The sequence below is a fragment of the Streptomyces sp. NPDC001717 genome, from assembly GCF_042892775.1.
GTDB lineage: Bacteria > Actinomycetota > Actinomycetes > Streptomycetales > Streptomycetaceae > Streptomyces.
In genome coordinates this window covers 1-25,730 of sequence record NZ_JBIAUK010000031.1, presented here as the reverse complement: position 1 = coordinate 25,730, position 25,730 = coordinate 1, and the positions used below count along the sequence as shown (strand labels likewise).

Genomic DNA, 25,730 nt, shown 5'->3' with positions numbered 1-25,730 from the left:
GGCTGGATTCGCCCTGCGGGCTGGTTTGCCCGCAGGGCGAATCCAGCCCCGCCGGCGTTTGAGGCGCGGGGTTCGGGGCGGAGCCCCGGGGTTTTGAGCCGCACGCGGGACGCGGGGGAGCCCCGGCGCCTGGGGGGGATAGGCACCGGGGCTCGTTCGGGGGGTGGGCCGGCCGCGCTAGGCCACGGCGTCGAAGCCCGTGTCGCGCGCCATCCGCTTCAGCTCCAGCAGCGCGTGCTTCTCGATCTGGCGGATCCGCTCGCGGGTCAGGCCGTGCTGCTTGCCGACCTCCGTCAGGGTCCGCTCCCGGCCGTCCTCGATGCCGTACCGCATCTTGATGATCGACGCGGTGCGCTGGTCGAGCTTGCCGAGCAGGTCCTCCAGCTCCTCGCTGCGCAGCAGGGAGAGCACGGACTGCTCGGGGGAGATCGCGGCGGTGTCCTCCAGGAGGTCGCCGAACTGCGTCTCGCCCTGGTCGTCGACCGACATGTTCAGGCTGACCGGGTCGCGCGCCCAGTCCAGGACGTCGCCCACGCGCTTCTCCGTCGAGTCCAGCTCGGCGGCGATCTCGGCGTGCTCCGGGTCCCGGCCGTGCTCGCGGTTGAACTCGCGCTGGACGCGGCGGATCCGGCCGAGCTCCTCGACCAGGTGTACGGGAAGGCGGATGGTGCGGGACTGGTCCGCGATGGAGCGGGTGATCGCCTGGCGGATCCACCACGTGGCGTACGTGGAGAACTTGAAGCCCTTGGTGTAGTCGAACTTCTCGACCGCGCGGACCAGGCCGGCGTTGCCCTCCTGGATGAGGTCGAGGAGCGGCAGACCGCTGCGCGGGTAGCGGCGGGCCACGGCGACGACGAGGCGGAGGTTGGAGCGGATGAAGACTTCCTTGGCGCGCTCGCCCTCGGCGGCCAGCGCCTCCAGCTCCTCACGGGCGGGGACGTCGCCCTGCCGCTCGATCTCGCCGTCGAGGATCTGCTGGGCGTAGACGCCCGCCTCGATGATCTGCGAGAGCTCCACTTCCTTGGCGGCGTCGAGCAGCGGGGTGCGCGCGATCTCGTCCAGGTACATGCCGACCAGGTCGCGGTCTGCGATCTCCCCGCCCGCGGCGCGAGCGCTGCTCGTGGACTGACGGCGGGCGACGGCGCGGGTTGCCATGCGTGCTCCCTTGCAATGAGTTCGGTCGCGGTGCGGCTGCCGGACGGCCACCGTGGTGCGGTGGGACGCCCTTCGGACACTCTCCCGAGTGCCCGCTTCCGAAGGAAACAACGACTGGAATCAGGACAGAATTCCCACGTTGCTCCCTCTTTTTCGAGATCTTGCAGTATCCTGCCCCGCCGCGAGGGGGAAGCGGATGCCGCAAGGCTCCGAGGAGGTGCAGGTCAGGCACGGAACGGAGGCCGATCCGGTATCCCTCGCGGACGCGTACGACACGGCGCGCGTGAGATCGCCGTCACATCCGGCAAGGCCGCCCCTGGCCGCACTCCCACCCCGAAGACGGCCCGTGGCGGCTTCTGGTTGCCTGGACTGGCGACCGAATCGCCGAAAGCGCCGCAAGAAGTACATTCAGCCCGAAACCTGGCCACGTCACATGAACGGAAGCCGCGAGTCATCACTCTTCCGGGTAGCACGTGGGCATATTCCTGCGGCATGGGACAAGCGAGCTCCAGCATCAGGGAGTCGCTTGTGCCACCCGGCCGGCGACGCCCACACTCAGAGGAGGTGCCGCACATGACCGCTCTCGCCCACGAGACGCTGGAGGCCGTAATGCCGAAGGTCGCGACTCCCCCGTCGAACCTGGACGAGGTCCTGTGGCAGGCATGGAAGGCCATGGAACTCCCCGAGGGCTATCACGCCGAGATCGTCGAGGGGTTCATCGAGGTGTCGCCCACGGGCCGCTACTCACACGGTCGGATCGCCAATCGGCTGCGCCGCGCACTGGACGAGTTCCTGGATGCCGGCGAGTTCGCCGCCTTGCAGGACATCAACGTCATCCACAAGCGCAAGGTGTGGATCCCGGACGTTCTCGTCGCCTTGGAAGACGCCGATGAACACGTCACCGAGGACGGCCTCGGGATCCAAGCCTCCGCCGTGCTGCTGATCGCCGAAGTCGTGTCACCCGGCAAGGACAGCATCGAGCGTGACCGTGAGCGCAAGCGGCGGGCCTACGCGCGGGCCGGAATCCCCGTGTACGTGATCATCGACGACCACGACGGACACGGCACCGTCAGCCTGCTGACCGGACCCGTGCCGGATGAGGCCCGATACGCGTCCGAGGTGCGGATGCCGTACGGCACCGGGGTGACCGTCCCCGAAGGCCCCGCCAAGGGGTTCGTCATCGGTGAGGACGTCACCGGGCCGCTGCGCGGCGGCAAGGGCTAGCCGAACTGGAGGGAGCGCTTCGAGAGGCCCATCCAGAAGCCCGTCACCGGGTCGCGGCGAGCGGTCAGGTCGCCCGTGGCGTCGGCCGCGCCGAGGGTGACGAAGAGGGGGGCGAAGTGTTCCGTGCGGGGGTGGGCCAGGCGGCCCGAGGGGGACTTGGCCTCGAAGTCGAGCAGGGAGTCCAGGTCGCCCGCGGCGAGGGCCTCGTGGCCCCAGGCGTCGAACTCCGCGGACCAGGCGGGCGTGCCCGCGTGGCGGAGGGCCGCCAGATTGTGGGTGAAGAAGCCGCTGCCGACGATCAGGACGCCCTCGTCGCGCAGGGGTGCGAGCTTGCGGCCGATGTCCATCAGGCGGCGCGGGTCCAGGGTCGGCATGGATATCTGGAGCACCGGTATGTCGGCCTCCGGGAACATCTCCACCAGGGGGACGTACGCGCCGTGGTCGAGCCCGCGGTCCGGGATGTCCTGGACGGGGGTGCCGGGGGCCCGGAGGAGTTTGCGGACCTCGGCGGCGAGCTGCGGGGCGCCCGGGGCCTCGTACCGGACCTGGTAGTAGTGCTCGGGGAAGCCCCAGAAGTCGTAGACGAGCGGGATCGTCTCGGTGGCACCGAGGGCGAGCGGCGCCTCCTCCCAGTGGGCGGAGACCATCAGGATCGCCCGGGGGCGGGGCAGGTCGGCGGACCAGGCGGCCAGTTCGCCCGGCCAGACCGGGTCGTCGGCGAGCGGCGGGGCCCCGTGGCTGAGGTAGAGCGCCGGCATGCGGGTTCCCTGCGGGGGCGTGGCCGTGGGGGTCATGGGGAGCTCCTCCGTCGGGGTGCGGGGCCGGGCCCTGCGGGGTCGTACGGGGCCACCCGAAAAGACTAACCCCGCTTGGTTCAAATTTGAACCAAGCGGGGTGGTCAGTCATTCCCGGACGGGCACCGCCCCCGTCAGTGGGCGACCACCGGGACCTTGATCTCCGCGTCCTCCGCGGAACCGGAGGCCACCACGCCGCCCGCGCCCGGGCGGCCCGTGTTGATCAGGGTCAGGGCGATGGTGGAGCTGGCGACCAGGATGCCGACGGCCCACCAGATGGCGGAGGAGTAGCCCTCGACCATGGCCTGCGCCTGGACGAGCTTGGCCGCCGCGCCGCCCGCCGCGGCCTCGGCCGCGTGGTCCGTCAGGTACGCGGTGGTCGCCGAGGCGGCGATGGTGTTCAGCAGCGCGGTGCCGATGGCGCCGCCGACCTGCTGCGAGGTGTTGACCATGGCGGAGGCGACACCGGCGTCGGCCGGGTTCACCCCGTGCGTGGCCAGCGACATGGCGGGCATGAACGCCGTACCCATGCCGAGGCCGAGCAGCAGCTGCGCCGGCAGGATCAGCGCCGGGTACGAGGACCCGACCTCCAGCTGCGTCAGGAGCAGCATGCCGGTGGCGGCGAGCAGGAAGCCCGGGCCCATCAGCAGCCGCGGCGCGACCCGGGTCATCAGGCGGGCGCCGATCTGGGTGGAGCCCGTGATCATGCCCGCGATCATCGGCAGGAAGGCGAAGCCGGTCTTGACGGGCGAGAAGCCCTTCACGACCTGGAGGTAGTAGGTCAGGAAGAGGAACAGGCCGAACATCGCGATGACGGCGAGGCCCAGCGAGAGGTAGACACCGCCGCGGTTGCGCTCCAGCAGGACGCGCAGCGGCAGCAGCGGGGACTTCACCTTGGACTCGACGAAGACGAAGGAGGCGAGGAGCACCGCCGACGCGATGAACATGGAGACGGTGACCGCGTCCGACCAGCCGGCCGACTCGGCGCGGGTGAAGCCGTAGACCAGCGCGACGAGACCGAGCGTGGACAGGACCACGCCGGGGATGTCGAGGGGCGCGCGGTTGCGACCGCCCGCGGGCTCACGGATGACCAGCCAGGCACCCGCGGCCGCGATGATCGCGAACGGGATGTTGACGAAGAAGGTCCAGCGCCAGTTGAGGTACTCGGTGAGGAACCCGCCGAGGATCAGGCCGACGGCGCCGCCACCGCCCGCGATCGCACCGTAGATGCCGAAGGCCTTGGCCCGCTCCTTGGCGTCGGTGAACATGACGGCCAGCAGGGAGAGCGCGGCCGGGGCGAGCAGCGCGCCGAAGGCGCCCTGGAGGGCGCGGGCGCCCAGCATCATGGCCTCGCCGTTGGCCGCGCCACCGAGGGCGGAGGCCAGGGCGAAGCCGATGAGGCCGACGACGAAGGCGTTCCTGCGGCCCCACTTGTCGGCGATGCGGCCACCGAAGAGGAGCAGACCGCCGAAGGCCAGCGCGTACGCGGTGATGACCCACTGGCGGTTTCCGTCGGAGATGCCGAGGTCGGTCTGGGCCGAGGGGAGGGCGATGTTCACGATGGTCGCGTCGAGGACGACCATCAGCTGGGCCAGGGCTATGAAGACGAGGGCCTTCCAGCGACTGGGATCAGCGGCAGCCTGCGGGGGTGTCGCGGCTGTTTTGGACATGGGGGTACCCACTTCGCGGTGCGGAATGAATGACGTATGGGACGTACGGCGAGAAAATTACTGAAAGACGATATTTGGGGCGGGCCTGCGCGTCACATGGTTTTCCGCCTCAGGTCCTCGAGCGTGGCCGCCGAACCGGGCAGCACGGAGGGGGCCGGAGCCCGCAACCCGTCGAGGAAGAGCTGGATGTGACGGTGGGTGAAGCGGTCGATCTCAAGGCAGTCGGTGCCGGGGAGAGGGCGGCTGAGCTGGGACAGGGCGACCATCAGGTCACCGACGCCGACGTCCGTGCGGATCAGGCCCGCCTGCTGACCGGCGGTCAGGAGGGTTTCGACGGCGGCCTCCAGGGAGGCGCGGGCGTCGAGGAGTTCGGGATGGTCGCGATCGAAGCCCTCGGCGAGCATCGGGCACAGGGCGCCGATCCGCTCGTCCGCGGCGGCGTGCGTGAAGCGGCACAGGGCCGCGAAGGCGTCGGGTTCCTCCGCGAGGGAGGCCTCCGCGGAGGCGGTGACCCGGCCCATCACGAACAGCACGACCTGGTGGATCAGGGTCGGGCGGTCGGGGAAGTGCCGGTAGAGGGTGGCGTTGCCGACGCCCGCCCGGCGGGCGACCTCGTCGAAGGGGGCGTTGCAGCCGAACTCGACGAACATCTCGCGGGCGGCCGTGAGGATCCGCTCCCGGTTCCGCACGGCGTCGGCCCGCGGGCGCGGGACGACACGAGCGGGTTCCCCTGCGGGTGCACCGGGTGCGGGTGCGGGTGCGGCGGGCGCGTGTACGGGTACGGCGGGTGCCGGTGCGGCGGGCGCGGGTGTGGCGGCCGTGGCCCGGGGCCGCTTCGGCGCCGTTGCCTCCCCGCGCACCTCGACGGCCTCGGCTGTCGCTGTCCGCGCGGTGCTGTGGCGCTTCATTCCGGGGCCTCCCTGGCGCTGCGATCCGTACGACCCCTCCCAAACGGGGAGCCGGTCCCCACTTCGTGGGACTCACGTTGAAACGGGGAGCGGGTCCCCGGTTATTTCACCCCTGAGTGTGAGCCGGGTCACACGGCTCTACGGGGGCCGTCACCGTTTGGCCTCTCCCGGCGCGCGGGCGCGCCACGCCCGTCAGAGGGTGATCGCACAGAGCGCAGACCGGGCAGGGCCGGCTGCCGCGGACCCGAAGGCGATCTCCAATGCCGCAGACGCGCCACCGGATACGCAAGCCACGCCTCACCAGCGCCTACATCGGACTCACCGCGCTGGCCCTCGGCGTCACGGCGACCGCGAGCGCGGGCATGTCCAGCCGCGGCCACTCCGCCGCCGGGCCGGTCGCCACCAGCGCCGAGTCGGCCCTGGCGCCGTGCCGGATCGCCGGCACGATGGGCGTGCAGATGTCCGAGGGCCTGCCGACCCCGCCGGGGTACTCCCGCTCGACCGGCGAGGTCCGCGCACTGAACCTGATGATCGACTTCCCCGACGCCAAGGGCGAGGGGGCGGCCATGGACCGGCTCGCGGAATTCTTCCCGCAGACCTCCGACTGGTTCCGCACCAGCTCCTACGGACGGCTCACCTACCGGGCCGAGGCGCCGATAAAGACGTGGCTGCGGATGCCGATGCCCTTCGCCTCGTACGGGATCGAGCGCGGATCCGCGTACGAGCCCGGCTACCGGCAGCTCGTCGAGCACATAGCGAAGGCCGCCGACCCCGAGGTGGACTTCACCCGGTACGACCTGATCAACATCCTGGTCACCCCGAACGCCGGGCCGTCCGCCCTGGACACGGTCCTGTCGGTGACCTTCTCCGGCAACGGCGAGGCGCCGACCGCCGACGGGGTGCCGCTGGCCAACACGTCCTTCGTCTACAGCCGGCAGGACGACGGCTCCGGCACCTACCGGGAGACCGGCTACCGGGTGCTCCCCCACGAGAACGGCCACGTCTTCGGGCTGCCCGACCTCTACACCTCCGACGGCGGGGGCACGGTCGGGCACTGGGACATCATGAGCGAGGACTGGGGCGCCAACAACGACCTGCTGGGCTGGCACAAGTGGAAGCTGGGCTGGCTGGACAGCTCGCAGATCAGCTGCGCCGCGAAGTCGGGCACCAGCGACCACATCCTGTCGCCGCTGGCGGTGGAGGGCGGTACGAAGCTGGCCTTCGTCCCCATCTCGGAAAGCGTCGGGTACGCGGTGGAGGTGCGCACCCAGGCCGGGAACGACGAGGCCGTCTGCAAGCCGGGGGTCCTCATATACAAGGTGGACTCCGACGTGGACACCGGACACGGCCCGGTGACGGTCTCGGACAGCTCCGGTTCGAGCGGCGGCTGCACCCGGCGACCCAACGTGCACTCGGAGCTCTCGGACGCGCCGTTCCGACCGGGCGAGACCTTCACCGACGACAAGGCGGGCATCAGCATCTCGGTGGTCGGCGAACTGCGCAACGGAAACTTCCAGGTCCGGATCATCCGCCCCTGACCGCCTGCGGCGCGGCGGCCGGCCGGCCGACCGAACCCATCATTTCCGCCAACGCCCGGCACGCCCGGCACGTCCGCCACTTACCGGTGGGTACCGTTCCGGGCTCCGCGCCACCCTCGGAGCATGCCGCGGACGGCCTGCGCACGCGCGTTCCGGTTCCGGCGGCCGGCGGTGGATTTCCCTGACCGTCACTCAATTCGGCTCTTTCGGCGGGACGTTCCGCATCGCGTCCCGACCGGGGAGGAATCCGACTGGAGCATTCACCATGGGTGACGTCAGGAGCCGAACGGTTCCCGTAGAAATCTACGAAGAGCGGTTCTCAGCCAGGGGAGTTTTCATGCCTTCGGCCGCTAGCTGACTCCACTGGGGCCCGTGTGTACTCCTCGTGCAAGCGTCAACAGCACGGGGGATTGCGCTTGTTGTGTCCGCACGTCCGGCCACCACGTTTCGTGGGGTCTCTGTGTGCTGCCGGTTTTCCGGTCGGACCATCGGATCCCCCCTGGCGTTCTTCGAACGAAGGGGACAGTCATGAGCAAGAAGTTATCCACGCGGAACATCGAGATCGTCTGGCCCGACCTCGGTATCACCGTTACCGCCGAACTCGACGGCCGTAACCCCGAACTCGCCGACGCACTGTGGGAATCACTCCCCTACCAAAGCCTCCAGGGCCACGCCCTGGTCGCGGGTCAGCACCTCTACCACCACGTGCCGATCCCCTCCCTGCTCCACCTCCACGCCTCCGAGAAGATCGCCGACCGCCGCGACGCACCCGACGGAACCGTCTTCTGCTCCGGCCTCCAACACCTCGGCATCAAATACGGCACCCTCACCGAACCCATGCCCGCAGCCCCCGTCGGCCGCATCCGCGAAGAAGACATCACGGCCCTCAAGGAAGCCGGCGGCGCCGTATGGGACGCCGTCTACTCCACCAAGAAGCAGATCCTCGTCGAGGTCCGCAAAGCCGGCACCACCGGCGGCCACACCATCCCCGAACTCACCGCCGGCAACCCCGACGCACAGGCCCTGATCCACGACGTCTTCACCGAGACCGAACGCCACTGGCTCACCCCGCCCCCCGAACTCGCCGACCTCCACGAAGGCCTCATCCCCTCCGGCGCCGGAACCCTCGACACGGTCCTGCCCACCCTCCTCTTCGTCAACGGCGAAACCCGCCCCCTCGGCTACGCCAGCTACGGCGGACTCATCCGCGCCGCCGTCGCCGACATGCCCCTCGAACCCCTCCGCCAGATGACCCGCCTCCTCATCGGCGTCCCCGCGGAATTCCTCGGCTACTGCGGACTCGAAAAACTCTGGGACTACACCCAACGCTTCCTCGACGTCCTCGACCACCTCGACCGCGACGACTACCTCGCCGTCACCCGCCAACTCGCCCTCTACATCAACCTCCTCGGCGCCTGGAACCTCCACCTCTTCCCCTGGGACGCCACCGACCACCTCCGCCAACAACAGCCCGCCAAGCAGGAACAGTCAGTCGAACTGGTGAACCAATAGGTCCACGCAGCACTCGTCATTGCCGACCGCCCTCCCCTTTCCGAACTGGAGTTCCCATGGGTATCGCCAACAAGCACACGATGTACGACTCGACCGTCATCGACGCCACTCCGGACGCCGTCTGGGCCGTCGTCCGCGACGCCCTGAAGGTGGTGTCGATCGTGTCCGGCCCCAACGCGAAGGACGTGGGCTGGGCCGATGGCGGCGAGGTCGAGCGGGTGCCGGCGCGTTACGACTTCACGCTCGTCTTCAACGACGGTCTCGTCCAGCAGGAGATCGCCGGGCGCAACGAGGTGGAGCGCTCGCAGACCTACCGCGCCGTCGCCCCGACCATGGGCGTCGACCAGTACGTCGCCACGATCCGCATCCGGCCGATCACCAACGACCCGAACCGCTGCTTCTTCGACTGGACCCGCGAGCTGACGATCGCCGACGACGCGGACCCCGCGGTCATCGAGGCGATCGTCGCGATGATGTCGAAGCAGACCGACGCCATGCGGGACCACTTCGTGTCGACCGAGAAGTAATTCCGACGGAACACCTCGATATTGAAGGGAAATGCCTTGACCGGGATATCCACCGCTCGACACATCGAGATCGTCTGGCCCGACCTCGGTATCACCGTTACCGCCGAACTCGACGGCCGTAACCCCGAACTCGCCGACGCACTGTGGGAATCACTCCCCTACCAAAGCCTCCAGGGCCACGCCCTGGTCGCGGGTCAGCACCTCTACCACCACGTGCCGATCCCCTCCCTGCTCCACCTCCACGCCTCCGAGAAGATCGCCGACCGCCGCGACGCACCCGACGGAACCGTCTTCTGCTCCGGCCTCCAACACCTCGGCATCAAATACGGCACCCTCACCGAACCCATGCCCGCAGCCCCCGTCGGCCGCATCCGCGAAGAAGACATCACGGCCCTCAAGGAAGCCGGCGGCGCCGTATGGGACGCCGTCTACTCCACCAAGAAGCAGATCCTCGTCGAGGTCCGCAAAGCCGGCACCACCGGCGGCCACACCATCCCCGAACTCACCGCCGGCAACCCCGACGCACAGGCCCTGATCCACGACGTCTTCACCGAGACCGAACGCCACTGGCTCACCCCGCCCCCCGAACTCGCCGACCTCCACGAAGGCCTCATCCCCTCCGGCGCCGGAACCCTCGACACGGTCCTGCCCACCCTCCTCTTCGTCAACGGCGAAACCCGCCCCCTCGGCTACGCCAGCTACGGCGGACTCATCCGCGCCGCCGTCGCCGACATGCCCCTCGAACCCCTCCGCCAGATGACCCGCCTCCTCATCGGCGTCCCCGCGGAATTCCTCGGCTACTGCGGACTCGAAAAACTCTGGGACTACACCCAACGCTTCCTCGACGTCCTCGACCACCTCGACCGCGACGACTACCTCGCCGTCACCCGCCAACTCGCCCTCTACATCAACCTCCTCGGCGCCTGGAACCTCCACCTCTTCCCCTGGGACGCCACCGACCACCTCCGCCAACAACAGCCCCTCAAGCAGGAGCAGCCCGCATGACCGAGCTCCCCGAACACACCGAAACCCTCGTCATCGGCGGAGGGGTCATCGGTACGTCGATCGCGTACCACCTCGCCGAGGCCGGCGTCGGCACCGTCCTGCTGGAGCGCGGCGCCCTCGGATCGGGGGCTTCCGGCAACACCGCGGGCGTCGTCCGTACGTTCTTCCCCGGCAGCCCCCTCACCAGCCGGCTGGCCGCCCGCAGCATGGAGGCGTACCACTCCTTCCACGAGCGGACCGGGACCGACCTCGGCCTGGAGCGCTTCGGCTTCCTGGTGCTGTTCACCGAGGAAGAGCAGGTGGAGGCGTTCCGGCAGGAGCAGGCCGCCCATCAGGCCGCGGGGGTGGACGTCGAACTCGTGACGCCTTCCGAGGCCGCGCGGTTCAACCCGCTCGTCGACGAGCGGCGCATCGTGGCGGCCGCCTGGGCGCCCGAGGCCTACGCCATCGACCCCGGTGCGATCGTGCGCGGCTACGCCGCGGCCGCGGAGCGGGCCGGCGCCGTGCTGCACACGCAGACGCCCGTCACCGGCATCGACCCGGACGGCCGGGTCCACACGCCCTCGGGCAGCATCCTCGCCGACACCGTCATCTGCGCGGCCGGTCCCTGGGCCGACACGGTCGCCGCCATGGCCGGCGTGGACCTTCCGGTGATCACGTACCCCGTCGACATGCTCCTCGCCGACCCGCCCGCCGATGGCCCGCGCACCGCCCTGCCGATGACCCTGCACCCGTCCAGCCTGCGGATCAGGACCCTGGGGGACCGGATCCTCGTCGGGATGGGCCGCCCCGGACCGGACGAGTCCCGGGAGGACTGGCGGCGACGGGTGGCGGGCGGGCTCGGCACCACCTATCCCGCCCTCGCCGGGCAGGAGCTCGATCTCGGGTGGACCGGAGACCTCGACGTCAGCCCGGACGGGCTGCCCTTCATCGGCCGCGTCCCCTCCCGCCCCGGATTCGTCTACGCGGCGGGCTTCTCCGGCCAGGGGCTCTGCCAGGCGCCCGCGGCGGGGGAGATCGTCCGCGACCTCGTGCTCGGCAAGCGGCCCTGGACCGACACGGCCGGCCTCACCACCGACCGTCTGTCCGGTGGCACGGCCACGGCCGCGTAGCAAAGACTAAGGAACCTTCACATGATCGTCTTGGGCTGTAACGGATTCACCCGGGTGTCGGAGTTCTTCGCCGAGAACCTCGGCGCGGTGGGCATCAACAAGCACTATCTGATGGGCCACGACGCGGGCGCCTCGCTGCTGGTCGACGGCGAGCTGGTCGCCGCCGTGGAGGAGGAGCGCCTCAACCGGGACAAGAAGACCACCGACTTCCCGTTCAACTCGGTGCGGTGGTGCCTCGACCAGGCCGGAATCGAGTTCTCGGACATCGACCTGATCGCCATTCCGTGGGACTGGTCGGCGGGCGTCCAGGAACGGCTCCTGGCCGACATCACGGCGGCGCCCATGGACCCCGGGGCGCGGGCGTACGTCCTGGACAGCATGCGCAGGCTGTACGCCGAGATCGTCAGCCCCGAGGCGATGATCGCGGACTTCGCCGCGCGCACCGGCTTCGCCCCCGACCCAAAGAAGGTGGTGTTCGTACCGCACCACGTCGCCCACGCGATGACCGGCTGGTACCTGGCCGGCATGAAGGACTCCGCGTTCCTCGTCAGCGACGGCCGCGCCGAGCGGTACTCGACGCTCATGGGCGAGATCCGCGAAGGCCGGATCCGAGTCTTCGAGGAGACCGCGATCGGCGCGGAGCACTCGATCGGCATCCTGTTCAGCGCGATCACCCGCTTCCTGGGCTTCGTTCCCAACAACGACGAGTACAAGGTCATGGGCCTGGCCGGATACGCCGAGCCGCCGGTCCCGAACCCGTTCGTCGAGAACCTGGTCGAACTGCGCGAGGACGGGCGGTACACCTTCTCCACGCCGCTCGCGACGGAGGACCCGCACAGCCTCGACCCGCTCTTCGAGGAGTACTTCGGTCCCCGCCAGGACACCCTGGAGTACCAGGGCAGGGTGTCCGCGGCGGCGCAGGAGATGCTGGAGGTCGTCACCCGCCACCAGGTCCGCGCGCTGGAGGCGAAGTCCGATCTGGACCACCTGCTGTTCGAAGGCGGCGTGGCGCTGAACTGCCTCAACAACACCCCGCTGTTCGAGGGCTCGCGGTTCGCGGACATGGACGTGAGTTTCGGCGCGAGCGACACCGGCATCACCATCGGCGCGGCGGTCCAGGCCTGGATCGGCCACCCGGACGGCGCGGGCAAGGTCGAGCCCATCGCACCGGTCACCCCGTACCTCGGTCCGGAGTACGACGAGGCGACGATCGAGCGGACCCTCGCGGACTTCGCCGACCGCGTGGAGTGGACACGACTGGGCGACGACGAGATCGTCGACCAGGTGTCGAAGCTGCTGACCGAGAAGGTCGTCATCGGCTACTACGAGGGCCGGATCGAGCACGGGCCGCGGGCCCTGGGGCACCGCAGCATCCTTGCGAACCCGAGCTTCCCGGACATCAAGGACATCATCAACACCAAGGTCAAGCACCGCGAGCCGTTCCGCCCGTTCGCGCCGCTCGTCCTGGAGTCGGACGCGTCGCGGGTCTTCGACATGGGCCGCAAGGCCCGGTCGCCGTACATGACCTTCGTCTTCCCGGTGCGGCCCGAGTTCGTGGACCGGATCCCGGGGGCGGTCCACGTGGACGGCACCTCCAGGGTCCAGACGCTCACCGACGAGGGCACGCCCCGGCTGGCGGCGCTGCTGCGGCGGTTCACCGCCCTGACCGACGTCCCCTGCCTGATCAACACCTCGTTCAACGTGGCCGGCGAGCCGATCGTGTGCACTCCGGCCGACGCGCTGAACTGCTTCCTCGGCACGGAGATCGACTACGTCGTGCTCGGGAACCACCTCGTCAGGAAGACCGCCGCGTCCGCCTGACCCGTCTTGCCCACCCGTCGCCGGGGCGTCGCACGCGGACGCCCCGGCGACGGCATTCGGTCCGTACGCCACCACACCCAGGAGCAGCAGGCTTGAACGTACTGAAGGAGCACGACGAGCACGGCGAGCACGGCGAGCACGAGGAGCACAAAGGGCCCGAGCCGGCCCCGGCCGGGCTCGCCGACCAGGGCGCGCCCACCACGTTCCTGCTCGTGCGGCACGGGGAGACGGCCCTGACGCCCGAGAAGCGGTTCTCCGGGAGCGGGGGCACCGACCCGGAGCTCTCGGCGGCCGGGCGACGGCAGGCCGAGGCGACCGCGGCGCTGCTGGCCGCGCGCGGGGACGTACGGGCGGTCGTGACCTCGCCGCTGCGGCGCTGCCGGGAGACCGCCGAGGCGGCCGCCGGCCACCTGGGGCTGGAGGTACGGGTCGACAAGGAGCTGCGAGAGGCCGATTTCGGCGCCTGGGAGGGGCTGACCTTCGCCGAGGTCCGCGAGCGCCACCCGGAGGAGCTGGCGGCCTGGCTGAGGTCCCCGGAGGCCGTGCCGCCGGGCGGTGAGTCCCTGGACGTCGTGGCCGAGCGGGTGGCGGCGGCGCGGGACCGGCTGCTGGCGCGCCATGCGGGACGGACCGTACTGGTCGTGTCACACGTGGTGCCGGTGAGGCAGCTGATCCGACTGGCGCTCGGCGCGCCGCCGGAGTCCCTGTTCCGGATGGAGATCGCGGCGGCGTCGGTGTCGACGGTCGCGTACTACCCGACCGGGAACGCGTCCGTACGGTCGTTCAACGACACGTCGCACCTGCGGTAGCCGCGGGCGGCGCCACAAACGGGGAAGCGCCCCGGCCACGGGGGCCGGGGCGCTTTCCCACGGTCTCCGGCTCCTGCCGCGCGAAGGAGCCGGGGACCGGGATGCTCAGTAGTCGATGCGGTCGGTCTTGGCCAGCCACGCGTCGAACGGCGCCGTGCGGTTCGGGAGGTCGAGGCGCTCGATCGACATCGGCCAGTCGCCGGAAGCCTTCACCTCGAGCAGGTCGTAGAACTTGCGGTCGTCGAAACCGGCCACCGCGGCGTCGTCACGGTCGGCGGCGAAGATGATCCGGTCCACGCGCGCCCACAGGGCGGAGGACAGGCACATCGGACACGGCTCGCACGAGGTGACCAGGACACAGCCCTCGAGGGAGAAGGTGCCGAGCTTCTGGCAGGCGTTGCGGATCGCGGTGACCTCACCGTGCGCCGTCGGGTCCAGGTTGGAGGTGACCTGGTTGTTACCGGGCGCGATGATCTCGCCGTCCTTGGCGATCAGGGCGCCGAACGGACCGCCGCCGTTCGCGACGCTCTCGGTGGCCAGGCGGATGGCCTCGTCGAGCCAGGCGATCTCGACGGCCTGAACGCTCGCCTCGGTGGTGTGCGCGGTCATGGTCACTCCTTTGGAGAGGGTGGGGGATTCCCCGGATGGTGTGCTGCTGTGCCCGTGCGGTGCTCCGCACCCGGGGCTGAAAGGGGGCTCTGCGGGCGCCGACCAGCGGTCAGCTCTGCTGGTGACCCCTGCGGGAGATCAGCGCGACGGGGCGCCGACCAGGTGCTCCGGTGCGGCCGGGGGAAGGATCGAGCCCGACCCGGTCGCGTAGCGGATGGCGTGGATCAGGCCATGCGACGTCGACGCGCCGACCAGACAGCGTCACACTCAAGGCCCTCCCCCTTCGTTCGGCCAGGAAACGGGAGGGACCGGATTCCTGGCTGGTATTTCGGCCGCCGCAGGGACGCCCCAGGAGCGATGGCGACCCGGAGTCGGCAGGCGCATTCGCCTGCTTCGCGGCAACTCGTCACGAGTAGACAGGCAACCGAGTGGTGTCAGCTAGCGGTCGAAAACATGAAAAGTGCCCTGGCTGAGAACCGCTCTTCGTAGACTTCTACGAGAGCTCGTCCGCTCGTCCTGTCATCCCTGGTTCATGCTCCGGCAATGATGCTTCTCGGCCAGGCCGAAAATCCGGAACCGGACGAGAACCGGCCATGTCGGATGGAGTCAGCAAGGCATCCGCCGCCTCGCGCCGCAAACGGAAGGCGAAGCCGGCGGGATCCCTGAAGGGGGCCGGACGCATTCCCGGAAGGGGCCGGGCGCATTTCCGGAAGGGGGGCGGTCCGGCGGTTGCTACCGTCGACCTCGCATGCCCCTCCCGCTCGCAGGATCAGAAGGATCTTCCCCATGCATGATGCCCGCGCCCTGATCGACATGGGTGCCGAAGCGATTCGTCGGCTCGCTCGTCGCGGTTACGCCCTGGACCTGTCCGGGCTGGAGTCCCTCCACTCCCGGCGCAACCAGAACATCCGCTCGGTCGACGAACTGCGGGCGGAGTCCAAGCGCGTGGCCGGCGAGGTCCAGCGGACGGCCAAGCAGGGCGGCGACATCACGGGGCTCAAGGAGCGCGCCCGCGAGCTGAAGGAAGAGATCCGCGAGATCGAGGCCGGTCAGGAGCAGATCGAGGCGCAGCTGCGCGAACTGCTCCTGAGCATCCCGAACCTGCCGGACGACGCGGCACCCGACGGCGACTCGGAGGAGTTCGCCGTGGAGGTCCGGCGCATCGGCACGCCTCCCGCGTTCCCCTTCGAGCCGAAGGACCACGTCGATCTCGGCGAGGCCACCGGCATCCTCGACTTCGGCCGCGCGACGAAGCTCTCGGGGCCGCGCTTCGCGGTCTCCCGCGGCGCCGGAGCGGCCCTGGAGCGGGCCCTCGCAACGCTCTTCCTCGACATCCACACCCGTCGCCACGGGTACACCGAGTACGCGGTCCCCTACCTGGTCACCCGCAAGACCATGACCGGTACCGGCCAGCTCCCGAAGTTCGAGGAAGACCTCTTCAAGACCGGTGTGGCCGACCGCGACCTGTTCCTCATCCCGACGGCCGAGGTCCCGCTGACCAACCTCTACGCCGACGAGATCATCCCCCCGTCCGAACTGCCCCTGGGGATGACCGCCCACACCCCGTGCTTCCGCTCCGAGGCGGGTTCGTACGGGCGGGACACCCGCGGCCTGATCCGCCAGCACCAGTTCGCCAAGGTCGAGATCGTCAAGATCGTCGATCCGGAGACCGCGGACGCCGAGCTGGAGACGATGGTCGGTCACGCCGAGGCCTGCCTGGAGGCACTCGGCCTCGCCTACCGCGTGGTCAGGCTGGCCGCCGGCGACACCGGCTTCTCCGCCCGCCTGACGTACGACATCGAGGTCTGGATCCCGAGCCAGAAGACCTACCGCGAGATCTCCTCGGTCTCGAACTTCGGTACCTTCCAGGCCCGCAGGGCCAACATCCGGACCCGGGGCGAGGACGGCAAGCCCAAGCTCGTCGCCACCCTCAACGGCTCGGGCCTGCCCGTCGGCCGCACCCTGGCCGCGCTCCTGGAGCAGGGCCAGCAGGAGGACGGCTCGATCGTCCTGCCCGAGTCGCTCTTCCCGTACCTCGGGTTCCGCCGCATCTCGGCGGACGGGACGCCGCAGGCCTAGATCGTCGGCCCGCTGGCGCGGTCGGCCGCGGCCCCCTCGGTGGCTGCGGCCGGCGCGAGTTAACCAAGACCCCATGCGGACGCCCATCCGCTACCCTGTTCCCTGGTCGGCCGTTGGCGTGGCTCTGTCGGGCAGCATTGCTGCCGGTCGGGCTCCTCACCACGTCCGGCGCGCCTTCGTAGCTCAGGGGATAGAGCACGGCTCTCCTAAAGCCGGTGTCGCAGGTTCGAATCCTGCCGAGGGCACAGCAGCGAGGACCCCCGGCCGTTCAGGTCGGGGGTCCTCTTCGTGTGGCGGGGTGTTCAGCGGGCCGGCGTCGGGAGGGTCACGCGGGCCTCGGCGCCGGTCGGGCGGCGGTTGTGGAAGGTCAGGGTGGCGCCGAGGGTGCGGGCCTGGCCCGCGACGATGGTGAGACCCAGGCCGTGGCCCTTGTTCATGCCCTCCGTACGGAACCGCTGCGGGCCGCAGCTCAGGAGGTAGGGCGGGTAGCCGGGGCCCTCGTCGGTCACGGTCAGCGTCGGGCCGTCCACCGTGAGGGTGACCGGGGCCACGCCGTGCTTGTGGGCGTTCGCGATCAGGTTGCCCAGGATGCGGTCCAGGCGCCGCCGGTCCGTCTCCACTCGGAGGGAGGCGATCACCTTCAGGGTGGTGTCGGTACCGGAGGCCCGGATCGTGCGCGCCGCGAGCTCGGCCAGGTCGTACGAGTCCAGATCCACCCGCTCGCTGCGGGTGTCCAGCCTGGATATCTCCAGGAGGTCCTCCGTCAGCGCCCGCATCGCCCGCACCCGGTCCCGTACGAGTTCGGCGGGGCGGCCCGGGGGCAGGAGCTCGGCGGCCGCGTTCAGGCCCGTCAGCGGGGTGCGCAGTTCGTGGGCCACGTCCGCCGTGAAGCGCTGCTCCGCTTCGAGCTTGCCCTGGAGGGTGGAGGCCATCGTGTCCAGGGCTCGGGAGACGGCCGCCACCTCGTCGCGGGAGCTCCGGGAGTCGTCGACCCGCGCGTCCAGGTCGCCCGCGGTGATCCGGCGGGCGACCTGCGCCGTCTGGTGCAGTCGCCGCGTGATCCGGGTGACGACGAAGGCGCCGGCGAGGAGGGTGCCGCCGATGGCGAGCCCCGCCGAGCCGAGGATGGCGCGGTCCAGTTCGGCGATGGTGCGCTCGCTGCCGGTGAAGTCCACGGAGACGGCTATCGCGGTCTCGTTCTCCGCGGGCGCCGCGGCCCACATGGCGGACCGGCCGCGGTGTTCGCCGACCGCCGTGCCGCGTTTGCCGCCGACGGCCAGTGCGCGCAGTTCGGGGGGCAGGCCCACGGGGTCGATGCCCTCGCCGCGCGCCATGCGCCCGCCGGTCTCGTACTCCTTGACGATCCGTTCCAGCTTGCCCAGTGCCTTCTCGCGGGCCGTGGAGACCGTCTGGCGGGTCATGGCGCCGTGCACGAGCCCGCCGATGAGCGCCGCGAGGACGCAGCACATGAGGGTGATGAAGACCGCGGCCTTCCAGGTGAGGGTCGAGGTCCAGGCGGGCGGGCGGGGGCGCGGGGTCATCGGCTGGGCTCCGGCTCCGACGGCTTGTTCGTGATCGTGGTCGTGATCGTGGTCGTGACGTGATCGTTCCCGGTCGGTTCACCGTAATACGCGGGCCCCGGCTGCCGTGCGGCGGCCTCCTGGGCAGGATCACCGGTCAGGCGACCAGGTCCGCGTAGAAGATGACGTTGTTGGTGCGGTGGCCGTCCCTGATCTCGCCGCCGCAGGTCAGCAGGCGCAGCTCGGGGCGGTCGGTGGCGCCGTAGACCTTGTCGGTGGGGAAGTCCTTCTTGTTCACGTCCTCGATCTCACGGATCTTGAACCTGGCCGTCCTGCCGTCCTCGCGCGGCACCTCGACGAGATCGCCGAGCCCGATCTTCTTGACCTCCTTCATCAGCGCCGGGCCGTGGCGGGTGTCGAAGTGGGCGACGAGCACCGAGACGCCCTTCTCGCCCGGGGTGACGCCCTGGGTCCACCAGCCGGGGTGGTCCGCGTCCGTGTCGGCGTTCGGCACGCCGAGCTCGCCGGTGGCCGCGTCCACCGTGAGGTCGACCATCTTCTTCGCGTCCACGCCGGCCGCGTCGATCTTCATCCCGGTCGGCTTGGACGGGCGGAGGGCGGGGGCGCCTCGGGGCACGGAGTCGGGGGCGGGGGCCGGGGCCGAGGTGCTGCCGACCTCGGGATCGGGCGCGTGCTTCACACCGCCCGCGCAGGCGGCGAGGCCGCCGGAGACGGCGACGACGAGGGCGGCGGTACGGAAGGTGGCGCGCATGGGTGGTTCCCCTCGGGCGGTGCGGTGCGGCGGTCCGGTGGTCCGGCCCCGCCGACGCTACGAGGGTCACGTGTTGGTACTACGTAGGCGATGTAACGATTGTCCGGATGCTCCCGCGCGAAGCGATGAAGGTCCACCCGGGACCGGAGCCGCAGGTCACGGGCGCGGTGCGCGCGAAAGCCCTCCCGGCCGGAAAGCCGGAAGGGCCTCGCCATCTCGACTCAGCTCAGGCCGCTGGTGCGTTCGCCGATGCGGTCGCCCTGCGGAGTGCCGGCCCGCTTGAGCGCGGCCTTCGTGTGCAGGCCGCCCTTGACCTTGCTGCGCACCGGCCCCTCGAAACCGTGGCCCTGCGGGCGCGGCGGCACCCGGTCTTGCGCCTGCGCCCTCGCGATGGCTGCCCGGACATCCTGCTTCTGCTCTTTGGTCATCCCGTCGTCAACTCCCTCGGGGGACACGGCATCCAATCGGACTATTGGGATCGTATGCAGATATGGGGACGAACGCACCCGGGCTGACGGGCCGAAGTCGAGGAATCTCGGATCGGCGCGGCGTCACGGGCCCGGCGTCACGGGCCCGGCGTCACGGGCCCGGCGTCACGGGCCCGGCGTCACGGGCTGTGCGGAGCGGGCCGCGGCGGCGACCCCAGCGAGTGGTGGATCAGCTCCTCCGGGCAGGGGGTCCCCCGCGGCAGCTGGTACTTCGCCGCCACCTGGTACTGCCCCGGCGCCGGGGCCAGCAGCTCCGTCCACACGTCCCCGGCCGCGTCCGGAGCGGCCTTGAAGAGGCATCCGGCCGTGTTCGCGTACTCCTTCGGGAGCGTGCCCCCGCCCCCGCCACCGGCCCCGGAACGGGCCCGCGAGGCGAAGGTCTCCTCGGGCGGCGCCACCGGCTTGCCCGCCTCGTCCACCAGCCCCAGCCAGGGCGAGTGCGGGATCCGCACCAGCACCCGACCGGCCTGCTTCACGTCGATGACCAGCCGGTCCGCGCCCGCCCGCACCACGGTCGCCGGCCCGGCCACCAGATCAGTGGGCCGGTCCACCTCGAAGAGCTGCCAGTTCGCGTCGCCCCAGACCTGCCGCAGGTACGGGAGCCCCCCGCGCAGCAGCTTCGCCTCGTCCTCGCCGCCCGAGTCGGGTTTGTCCGCCGGCAGCACCACGTAGTGCACGGCCCAGCGCTCCAGCCAGGCCCGGTAGGTGTCGGCGTTCAGGGTGTCGTCGTAGAAGAGCGGGTTCCGCTCCAGGTCGGCCTGCCGGTTCCAGCCGCGGGCGAGGTTCACGTACGAGGGGAAGGCGGAGGACTCACGGTGGCTGCTGGCCGGCACCACCTCGACCCGGCCGCGCTCGGCGCCCGCCTTCTGCAGCTGGTCGACGAGCGGGGCCAGCTCCCGGTTCCAGGCCGCCACCGGGGTCGTGCGGACCACGTCCATGACGCTGTTGGTCGTGATCCAGACGGTGAGCCCGGCGAAGGCCGCCACCAGCGCGTACCAGCGCCGCGAGCGCGTGACCTCGTACGGGAGGGCGGCGAGCAGCACGGCCCCGCCGAACAGCATCACCAGTCGGGTGACGTTCGAGCCGACCTGGGAGTCGATCGCCCAGGTCAGGAACACCCCGAGGGCATAGACGGCCGAGGCGATCCGGACGGTCTTCCACCGCCTCGGTACGAGGAACATGATCGCCAGCCCGAACACGAACGGCAGCCACGCCGAGCCGAACTTCATCGGCTGCGTCCCGGAGAAGGGGAACAGCCACGCCGACAGCCCGACCACGGCCACCGGAGCCAGCCCCAGCGCGTACGCACCCGGCCGCCGCCCGCTCAGGAACAGCGCGGCCGCGATCACCCCGAGGAACAGCCCGGCGACGGGACTGGCCGCCGTCGCCAGCCCGGCGAGCGGTGCGGCGACCGCGGCCTTGGCCCAGCGGCGGCGCGACCACTTGCGCGGCCAGCAGAAGACCGCGGCGACCGCGCCGAGCGCGAACATCACGCCGAGCCCGAAGGTGACGCGGCCGGACAGGGCGTTGCACAGCAGCCCGTACACCCCGGCCAGGGCGGGCCACAGCGGCTCGCGCACGGCGCCCCGGCAGCGGGTCAGCACCAGCGCGAGCAGGGCGGCCGAGACGGTGCCCGCGATCATCATCGTGGTCCGGACACCGAGCATGTGCATGAGGTACGGCGAGACCACGCTGTACGACACGGGGTGCATGCCCCCGTACCAGGCGAGGTTGTACGCCGAGTCGGGGTGCCGGCCCACGAACTCGGCCCACGCGTCCTGCGCGGCCAGATCGCCGCCGCTGTTGGCGAAGCTGTAGAACCAGGCGACGTGCAGCACGCCGGCGAGCACGGTGGCGACGACCACCGGATGCCGCCGGGCCCAGCCGACCACGGGCCGCCCGCGATCTCCGCCGGCCGGCGGCGCGACCACCGCACGCTCGCGCCGGTCCTGCCGCTCAGCGGTGGTCACAGCCGTACTCCCCACACGTGAATCCGCACGCGCGCACGCGCAGGTGCGCACGCCCCGGCCCGATAGACGGGATCCGGCGTCCCCGGGTTGCCCGGGACGCCGGATCCCACACGTCCCCGGCCGTCAGCCGAGACGCGTCAGCTTGCTGCCGACGGTCGGTGCCACGAGGTCGCCCTTCAGCGCCACCGGCACCTTGACCTGGCTCGCGCCCTCGCCCACGGTCAGCACGCCGACCTCGGTGCCGGCCTTCGCCGTCTGCGGGATCGCTCCGCCGCCGTCCGACAGCTTCACCTTGACGGTGAGCGAGGCCCAGCCGACTGCCTGCACGTCGGCCGTGGCCACGACCGGCGCCTGGCCGCCGAGGCCGTCGTCGACGTAGCCCACGACCTCGCCCTTCTTGACGACGACCGCGCCGTCGAGGGACTTCTGGGTGGCGACCAGCAGCTGCTTGCTCGCGGCGATGACGGTGTCGATGATCGGCGCCTTGTGCTGGCCGAGGACGGCTCCGACGATCAGCTGGTTGGTGTTGCCGACCTTCTTCTGCGCGGCGAAGAGCAGGTTTCCGCCGGCCTTGGTCGTCGTACCGGTCTTGATGCCGAGCGAGTCGTTGCCCGGGACCAGGCGGTTCCAGTTGTCCCACTTCTTGCCCGAGGGGTCGATCCAGCTGGGCTTCCGGGTGATGTCGATCATCGCGTCCATCTCGACGATCTTCAGGCCCAGCTTCACCTGGTCCTCGGCGGTGCTGACCGTGGTCGCGTCCAGACCCGAGGGGTCCGTGTACGTGGTGTTGGTCATGCCGAGTTCCTTGGCGGTGTCGTTCATCTTCTTGACGAACGCCTCCTGGGTCCCGGAGTCCCAGCGCGCGAGCAGCCGCGCGATGTTGTTGGCCGACGGGATCATGAGGGCGGCGATCGCGTCGTACTCGGAGATCTTGTCGCCCTCCTTGACCGTGTTGAGGGTGGACTCGTTGTCGGACTTGTCCTTCTGGCCCTCGCTCTCGGCGGTCTTGTCGACGTCGATCATCGCGCCCTTCTCCCCCTTCTTGAAGGGGTGGTCGCGCATGATGATGTACGCCGTCATCGACTTGGTGACGCTGGCGATCGGCACGGGCTTCTGCTCGCCGGACTGCCCGAGCGTGCCGAGGCCGGCGGCCGCCATGTAGGCCTGACCCTCGCTGGGCCAGGGCAGCTGCGGGGCGCCCCCGTCGAAGGTGAACGAGGACTTCGCGGTCATCACGAGCGTCGGCTTGGGCAGCGGGCGCACCAGCTGGACGACGGCGAGGATGATCAACAGCAGAACCGCGATCGGCGTGTAGATCTTGAACCGCCGGATCGCGGTGCGCATCGGGCTCGGCGGCGGGGGCGGGTTGTTCGTGAGGTCCGCGAGCAGGTCGAGCGGCGGCCTGGGCGGCAGCGGCTGCTGGGTGGTCCGCTCGCTGTGGTCCGCCGGGGGCCTCGGAGCGGCCGGCGGCGCGGTGACCGGCGGCTTCGCATGCGGCTTCGAGTCCGGCTTCGACTCCTGTCCGGGCTCGGCGTCATCGGTGCGCAGCGGTACGAACGTACTGTCCTTCGGCGCCGCACCCCCCGGCTTCACCGCCCGGAAGGCAGCGGGCCGGTCGCCGGCGGCGGGCGCGGCGGAGCCGGGCTTCGGGACCCGGAACACGGCGGTGCGCTCGCTGTCGGCGGTCTCGCCCGCGGCGGGCTTGGCGGCATCCGCCGGCGCCCCACCCGAGGCAGAACCGGAACCGGAACCGGAACCCGGACGCACGGCACGGAACACCGCGGTGCGCTCGCTGTCCTCCGACTCGCCCGCGGCGGGCTTGGCGGGAGCCGGGGCCGCACCGGACCCGGGCTTCGCGGCATCGGTGGTCGCCCCACCCGAGGCAGAGCCGGAACCGGATCCGGGACGCACGGCACGGAACACCGCGGTGCGCTCGCTGTCGGCGGACTCGCCCGCGGCGGGCTTGGCGGCATCCGCCGGCGCCCCACCCGAGGCAGAACCGGAACCAGAACCGGAACCCGGACGCACGGCACGGAACACGGCGGTGCGCTCGCTGTCGGCGGAGGCTCCACCGGATGCGGGCTTCGCGGCGTCAGCCGCGGGGCGGCCCGGGCCCGCAGCGGGCTTCGCGGCACCGGTCGCCTCGGACCCGTCCTCGGACTTCGCGGGGGCGGAACCGGAACCGGACGTCGAGGTCTCGGCGGAGGCGGCAGCGGCACCGGACGCGGGCTTGCCCGTGTCGGCGGCAGCCGAAGTCCCGGACTTCGCCGGGCCGCTCACGGCCTCGCCCGAAGCGGAACCGGAAACGGAACCGGACTTGACGGCCCGGAAGACCGCGGTGCGCTCACTGCCGGCCGACTCGTCGGCGGCAGGCTCGTCGGCGGCAGGCTTGTCGGCGGCAGGCTTGTCGGCGGCAGGCTTGTCGGCGGCAGGCTTGTCGGCGGCGGACGCGGAATCCGTCCCCTTGGCGGCCGGAGCCGCACCGGACCCGCGCTCCGCACCGCCGGCCACGGCCGCGCCCTCGCCGGACATGCCCTTGGGCGCGGACTTGGCACCGTCGGCCGCAGACCCGTCCCGCACGGATGCGGAACCCGGCTCACCGGCGGCCGGAGCCGCACCGTCGGCCGCAGACCCGTCCCGCTCGGGAGCGGAAGCCTGCCCACCGTCGGCCGGAGCCGCAGCGGCACCCTTGGCGGGCGCGGAGCCCGACCGGCCCGCGGACGCGGCCGCGTCGGCGCCCGCATCGGCATCCGCGCCGGAATCGGCACCCGCATCCGCATCGCCATCGGCGTCCGCCGCGGGGGCATCGCCGTCGGACGAGGCGACCCACGCCGCCACCGCCTCGCGCAACGGGTCCCGCTTCGCGGCGTCTGCGCCGGAACCGGCGCCGCCGGAATCGGCGTCCACCTTGGCGGGGGCTTCCGACCCGCCCTCGGGTTCCCTCGGTCGGAACACCGACAGCCTCGGGTCCCGCGCCTCGGAGGACTCCGCCACCCCCGGCGTTCCTTCATCTACCGACTTGTCGGGGGACTCGCCCGCCACCGTTCCTCCTCCATCGACGCCACGACCGGTTGTCCGAATGTCTAACAGTGTCCCGTCTCGGGGGCATCGCCCCCGTGCTAGACGAGAACGACATAGCTGCGGGTTCCCCCACAAAGCAGGCAGGCGCTCTCGACAGATGAATGTGAGAGGCGTCACCCTGTCACTCATCCACGCGGGGAGGCATGGATGGGCAGGAGCCGCAGAACAATTCCGGAGGAGCTTCTGCTGCTCGCCTTGGACCCGACCACGGGCACCACGGCGCAGCCGCAGTCGCTCGACCTCGGCCTGGCCGGGGCACAGCTAGTGGAGCTGGCTCTGGCAGGACGGATAGCCCCTGACGGGGATCGTATCGCCGTGGTGATGCCACGGCCGACAGGAGATCCGACTCTGGACTCCGCACTGGAACTGCTGCGCAGGCGCGGCAGCCCGGTACGGGCCGTCCACTGGATCGGCGGACCCCGCCTGGGGCTCCGCCAGATTTACCTCGCGCACCTGGAGCGCTGCGGCATGGTCCATGCCGTCGCGGGACAGATGTGCGGGGTGTTGCCGACGACTCGCTACCAGGCGACCGACACGGCAATCAGCCGGGAGATCCGTGCCCGGCTCGACACTGCGATCCGCACCGGCGTACCACCGGACCCGCGGACCGCGGCGCTCGCCGCACTGGCCCACGCGGTCGGACTCGGCAAGCACCTGTACCCCGGCAACGAGGGTCGGTCGTCCAGGTCCCGACTGCGGGACCTGATCCGGCACGACCCGATGGGCGGTCTCGTGGCGCACGCCGTCATGGACGTCCAGAACGGTGTGGCCGCACAGCCGCGCCGCGACCGCGCACCGGCCCAGCCGGCCGCCCGGGCCACGGCGAGCGGTGTTCCGATGCAGCCGCGCCGGACGGGTGCGATGGCCCGCGCGGCCGCGCACTGATCGAGTTCCACCCGCTCCACCCGCTCGACCCGTTCGGGCAGTTCGACCAGTTCCACCCGCTCCACCCGCTCCACCCGCTCCACCGCAATGCCATCGGCGCGGGGGGGGGGGGGGGGGGGGGGGGGGGGGGGGGGGGGGGGGCGCGGGGGGGGGGGGGGGGGGGGGGGGGGGGGGGGGGGGGGGGGGGGGGCGGGCGCCGCGGCCCGGCGCCCCGGCGCGGCGCGGGGGGCGCGCCGGCCCGGGGCGCGCGG

The 25,730-nt window shown here is 71.1% G+C and carries 19 protein-coding genes, 1 tRNA gene and 1 pseudogene; 11 read left to right on the top strand and 10 right to left on the bottom strand.

The genetic code is table 11. The features are described 5' to 3' along the window. Positions 1–177 precede the first annotated feature (177 nt). Complete coding sequence (locus ACFYZL_RS33125; RefSeq protein ID WP_384591515.1) at positions 178–1,155, bottom strand: RNA polymerase sigma factor RpoD/SigA; 978 nt, start codon at positions 1,153–1,155, stop codon at positions 178–180. A 573-nt stretch (positions 1,156–1,728) separates the two neighbouring features. On the opposite strand from ACFYZL_RS33125, the gene ACFYZL_RS33120 reads away from it, so the two are divergent. Then, positions 1,729–2,379: a Uma2 family endonuclease gene (locus ACFYZL_RS33120; protein ID WP_388684140.1), complete on the top strand. Its 651-nt coding sequence runs from the start codon at positions 1,729–1,731 to the stop codon at positions 2,377–2,379. Here the strand turns inward: ACFYZL_RS33120 and ACFYZL_RS33115 are convergent. The 3 genes from ACFYZL_RS33115 to ACFYZL_RS33105 form a co-directional block, all read right to left on the bottom strand. Beyond that, positions 2,376–3,173: a dioxygenase gene (locus ACFYZL_RS33115; RefSeq protein ID WP_388684137.1), complete on the bottom strand. Its 798-nt coding sequence runs from the start codon at positions 3,171–3,173 to the stop codon at positions 2,376–2,378. The genes ACFYZL_RS33120 and ACFYZL_RS33115 overlap by 4 nt on opposite strands. A gap of 134 nt (positions 3,174–3,307) precedes the next feature. Then, positions 3,308–4,843, bottom strand: a complete 1,536-nt coding sequence (locus ACFYZL_RS33110) for an MFS transporter (protein WP_388684134.1) — start codon at positions 4,841–4,843, stop codon at positions 3,308–3,310. Between the two features lie 92 nt (positions 4,844–4,935). Next, entirely contained in the window at positions 4,936–5,751 is an 816-nt protein-coding gene (locus ACFYZL_RS33105) for a TetR/AcrR family transcriptional regulator (protein ID WP_388684131.1), read from the bottom strand. 260 nt (positions 5,752–6,011) lie between these two features. Here ACFYZL_RS33105 and ACFYZL_RS33100 point away from each other — a divergent pair, with 260 nt between their 5' ends. The 7 genes and pseudogenes from ACFYZL_RS33100 to ACFYZL_RS33070 all read left to right on the top strand — a co-directional run. Further along, positions 6,012–7,289, top strand: coding sequence for a M6 family metalloprotease domain-containing protein (locus tag ACFYZL_RS33100; protein WP_384745973.1), 1,278 nt, complete (start codon positions 6,012–6,014; stop codon positions 7,287–7,289). Positions 7,290–7,817: 528 nt separating this feature from the next. After that, positions 7,818–8,801: a hypothetical protein gene (locus tag ACFYZL_RS33095; RefSeq protein WP_384745972.1), complete on the top strand. Its 984-nt coding sequence runs from the start codon at positions 7,818–7,820 to the stop codon at positions 8,799–8,801. Positions 8,802–8,857: 56 nt separating this feature from the next. Then, positions 8,858–9,328 carry an SRPBCC family protein gene (locus ACFYZL_RS33090; RefSeq protein WP_388684128.1) on the top strand — a complete coding sequence of 157 codons (471 nt, stop codon included), beginning with the start codon at positions 8,858–8,860 and terminating at the stop codon, positions 9,326–9,328. Positions 9,329–9,364: 36 nt separating this feature from the next. After that, complete coding sequence (locus tag ACFYZL_RS33085) at positions 9,365–10,333, top strand: hypothetical protein (protein WP_388684125.1); 969 nt, start codon at positions 9,365–9,367, stop codon at positions 10,331–10,333. Further along, the gene (locus ACFYZL_RS33080; RefSeq protein WP_384745969.1) at positions 10,330–11,445 is read left to right on the top strand and encodes an NAD(P)/FAD-dependent oxidoreductase; all 1,116 of its coding nucleotides are present in this window, start codon (positions 10,330–10,332) and stop codon (positions 11,443–11,445) included. The genes ACFYZL_RS33085 and ACFYZL_RS33080 overlap by 4 nt, the downstream gene beginning before the upstream one ends. 21 nt (positions 11,446–11,466) lie before the next feature. After that, complete coding sequence (locus tag ACFYZL_RS33075; RefSeq protein ID WP_388684121.1) at positions 11,467–13,266, top strand: carbamoyltransferase; 1,800 nt, start codon at positions 11,467–11,469, stop codon at positions 13,264–13,266. Between the two features lie 179 nt (positions 13,267–13,445). Then, positions 13,446–14,075: pseudogene (locus ACFYZL_RS33070) on the top strand (histidine phosphatase family protein); the annotation flags it as partial. A 105-nt stretch (positions 14,076–14,180) separates the two neighbouring features. Here ACFYZL_RS33070 and ACFYZL_RS33065 read toward each other — a convergent pair. After that, positions 14,181–14,684 (bottom strand): nucleoside deaminase, encoded by a 504-nt coding sequence (locus tag ACFYZL_RS33065; protein WP_384591494.1) that lies wholly within the window; start codon positions 14,682–14,684, stop codon positions 14,181–14,183. A 786-nt stretch (positions 14,685–15,470) separates the two neighbouring features. On the opposite strand from ACFYZL_RS33065, the gene serS reads away from it, so the two are divergent. Together serS and ACFYZL_RS33055 are read left to right on the top strand one after the other, a co-directional pair. Next, entirely contained in the window at positions 15,471–16,763 is a 1,293-nt protein-coding gene (gene serS / locus ACFYZL_RS33060; protein ID WP_384745967.1) for a serine--tRNA ligase, read from the top strand. Positions 16,764–16,935: 172 nt separating this feature from the next. Beyond that, positions 16,936–17,008 (top strand) — tRNA-Arg (locus ACFYZL_RS33055). A gap of 57 nt (positions 17,009–17,065) precedes the next feature. On the opposite strand, the gene ACFYZL_RS33050 is transcribed toward ACFYZL_RS33055, so the two are convergent. From ACFYZL_RS33050 to ACFYZL_RS33030, 5 genes are all read right to left on the bottom strand, one after another. Beyond that, positions 17,066–18,304, bottom strand: a complete 1,239-nt coding sequence (locus tag ACFYZL_RS33050) for an ATP-binding protein (protein ID WP_388684117.1) — start codon at positions 18,302–18,304, stop codon at positions 17,066–17,068. Between the two features lie 136 nt (positions 18,305–18,440). Continuing rightward, positions 18,441–19,055, bottom strand: a complete 615-nt coding sequence (locus ACFYZL_RS33045; protein WP_388684114.1) for a sortase domain-bontaining protein — start codon at positions 19,053–19,055, stop codon at positions 18,441–18,443. A gap of 221 nt (positions 19,056–19,276) precedes the next feature. Further along, on the bottom strand, positions 19,277–19,483 hold the full coding sequence (locus ACFYZL_RS33040) for a hypothetical protein (protein ID WP_384745964.1): 207 nt from the start codon (positions 19,481–19,483) through the stop codon (positions 19,277–19,279). A gap of 179 nt (positions 19,484–19,662) precedes the next feature. Further along, positions 19,663–21,564: an MFS transporter gene (locus tag ACFYZL_RS33035; RefSeq protein ID WP_388684111.1), complete on the bottom strand. Its 1,902-nt coding sequence runs from the start codon at positions 21,562–21,564 to the stop codon at positions 19,663–19,665. A gap of 72 nt (positions 21,565–21,636) precedes the next feature. After that, positions 21,637–24,507: a hypothetical protein gene (locus ACFYZL_RS33030; protein WP_388684108.1), complete on the bottom strand. Its 2,871-nt coding sequence runs from the start codon at positions 24,505–24,507 to the stop codon at positions 21,637–21,639. A 234-nt stretch (positions 24,508–24,741) separates the two neighbouring features. On the opposite strand from ACFYZL_RS33030, the gene ACFYZL_RS33025 reads away from it, so the two are divergent. Next, a complete protein-coding gene (locus tag ACFYZL_RS33025; protein WP_384745961.1) occupies positions 24,742–25,479 on the top strand; it encodes a GPP34 family phosphoprotein in 738 nt (245 codons plus the stop codon). Positions 25,480–25,730: the final 251 nt, after the last annotated feature.

Excerpts from the sequence above, each read along its gene's own strand:
- ACFYZL_RS33125 (WP_384591515.1), bottom strand. The coding sequence starts at position 1,155 with ATGGCAACCCGCGCCGTCGCCCGCCGTCAGTCCACGAGCAGCGCTCGC.
- ACFYZL_RS33120 (WP_388684140.1), top strand. The coding sequence starts at position 1,729 with ATGACCGCTCTCGCCCACGAGACGCTGGAGGCCGTAATGCCGAAGGTC.
- ACFYZL_RS33115 (WP_388684137.1), bottom strand. The coding sequence starts at position 3,173 with ATGACCCCCACGGCCACGCCCCCGCAGGGAACCCGCATGCCGGCGCTC.
- ACFYZL_RS33110 (WP_388684134.1), bottom strand. The coding sequence starts at position 4,843 with ATGTCCAAAACAGCCGCGACACCCCCGCAGGCTGCCGCTGATCCCAGT.
- ACFYZL_RS33105 (WP_388684131.1), bottom strand. The coding sequence starts at position 5,751 with ATGAAGCGCCACAGCACCGCGCGGACAGCGACAGCCGAGGCCGTCGAG.
- ACFYZL_RS33100 (WP_384745973.1), top strand. The coding sequence starts at position 6,012 with ATGCCGCAGACGCGCCACCGGATACGCAAGCCACGCCTCACCAGCGCC.
- ACFYZL_RS33095 (WP_384745972.1), top strand. The coding sequence starts at position 7,818 with ATGAGCAAGAAGTTATCCACGCGGAACATCGAGATCGTCTGGCCCGAC.
- ACFYZL_RS33090 (WP_388684128.1), top strand. The coding sequence starts at position 8,858 with ATGGGTATCGCCAACAAGCACACGATGTACGACTCGACCGTCATCGAC.
- ACFYZL_RS33080 (WP_384745969.1), top strand. The coding sequence starts at position 10,330 with ATGACCGAGCTCCCCGAACACACCGAAACCCTCGTCATCGGCGGAGGG.
- ACFYZL_RS33075 (WP_388684121.1), top strand. The coding sequence starts at position 11,467 with ATGATCGTCTTGGGCTGTAACGGATTCACCCGGGTGTCGGAGTTCTTC.
- ACFYZL_RS33065 (WP_384591494.1), bottom strand. The coding sequence starts at position 14,684 with ATGACCGCGCACACCACCGAGGCGAGCGTTCAGGCCGTCGAGATCGCC.
- serS (WP_384745967.1), top strand. The coding sequence starts at position 15,471 with ATGCATGATGCCCGCGCCCTGATCGACATGGGTGCCGAAGCGATTCGT.
- ACFYZL_RS33050 (WP_388684117.1), bottom strand. The coding sequence starts at position 18,304 with ATGACCCCGCGCCCCCGCCCGCCCGCCTGGACCTCGACCCTCACCTGG.
- ACFYZL_RS33045 (WP_388684114.1), bottom strand. The coding sequence starts at position 19,055 with ATGCGCGCCACCTTCCGTACCGCCGCCCTCGTCGTCGCCGTCTCCGGC.
- ACFYZL_RS33040 (WP_384745964.1), bottom strand. The coding sequence starts at position 19,483 with ATGACCAAAGAGCAGAAGCAGGATGTCCGGGCAGCCATCGCGAGGGCG.
- ACFYZL_RS33025 (WP_384745961.1), top strand. The coding sequence starts at position 24,742 with ATGGGCAGGAGCCGCAGAACAATTCCGGAGGAGCTTCTGCTGCTCGCC.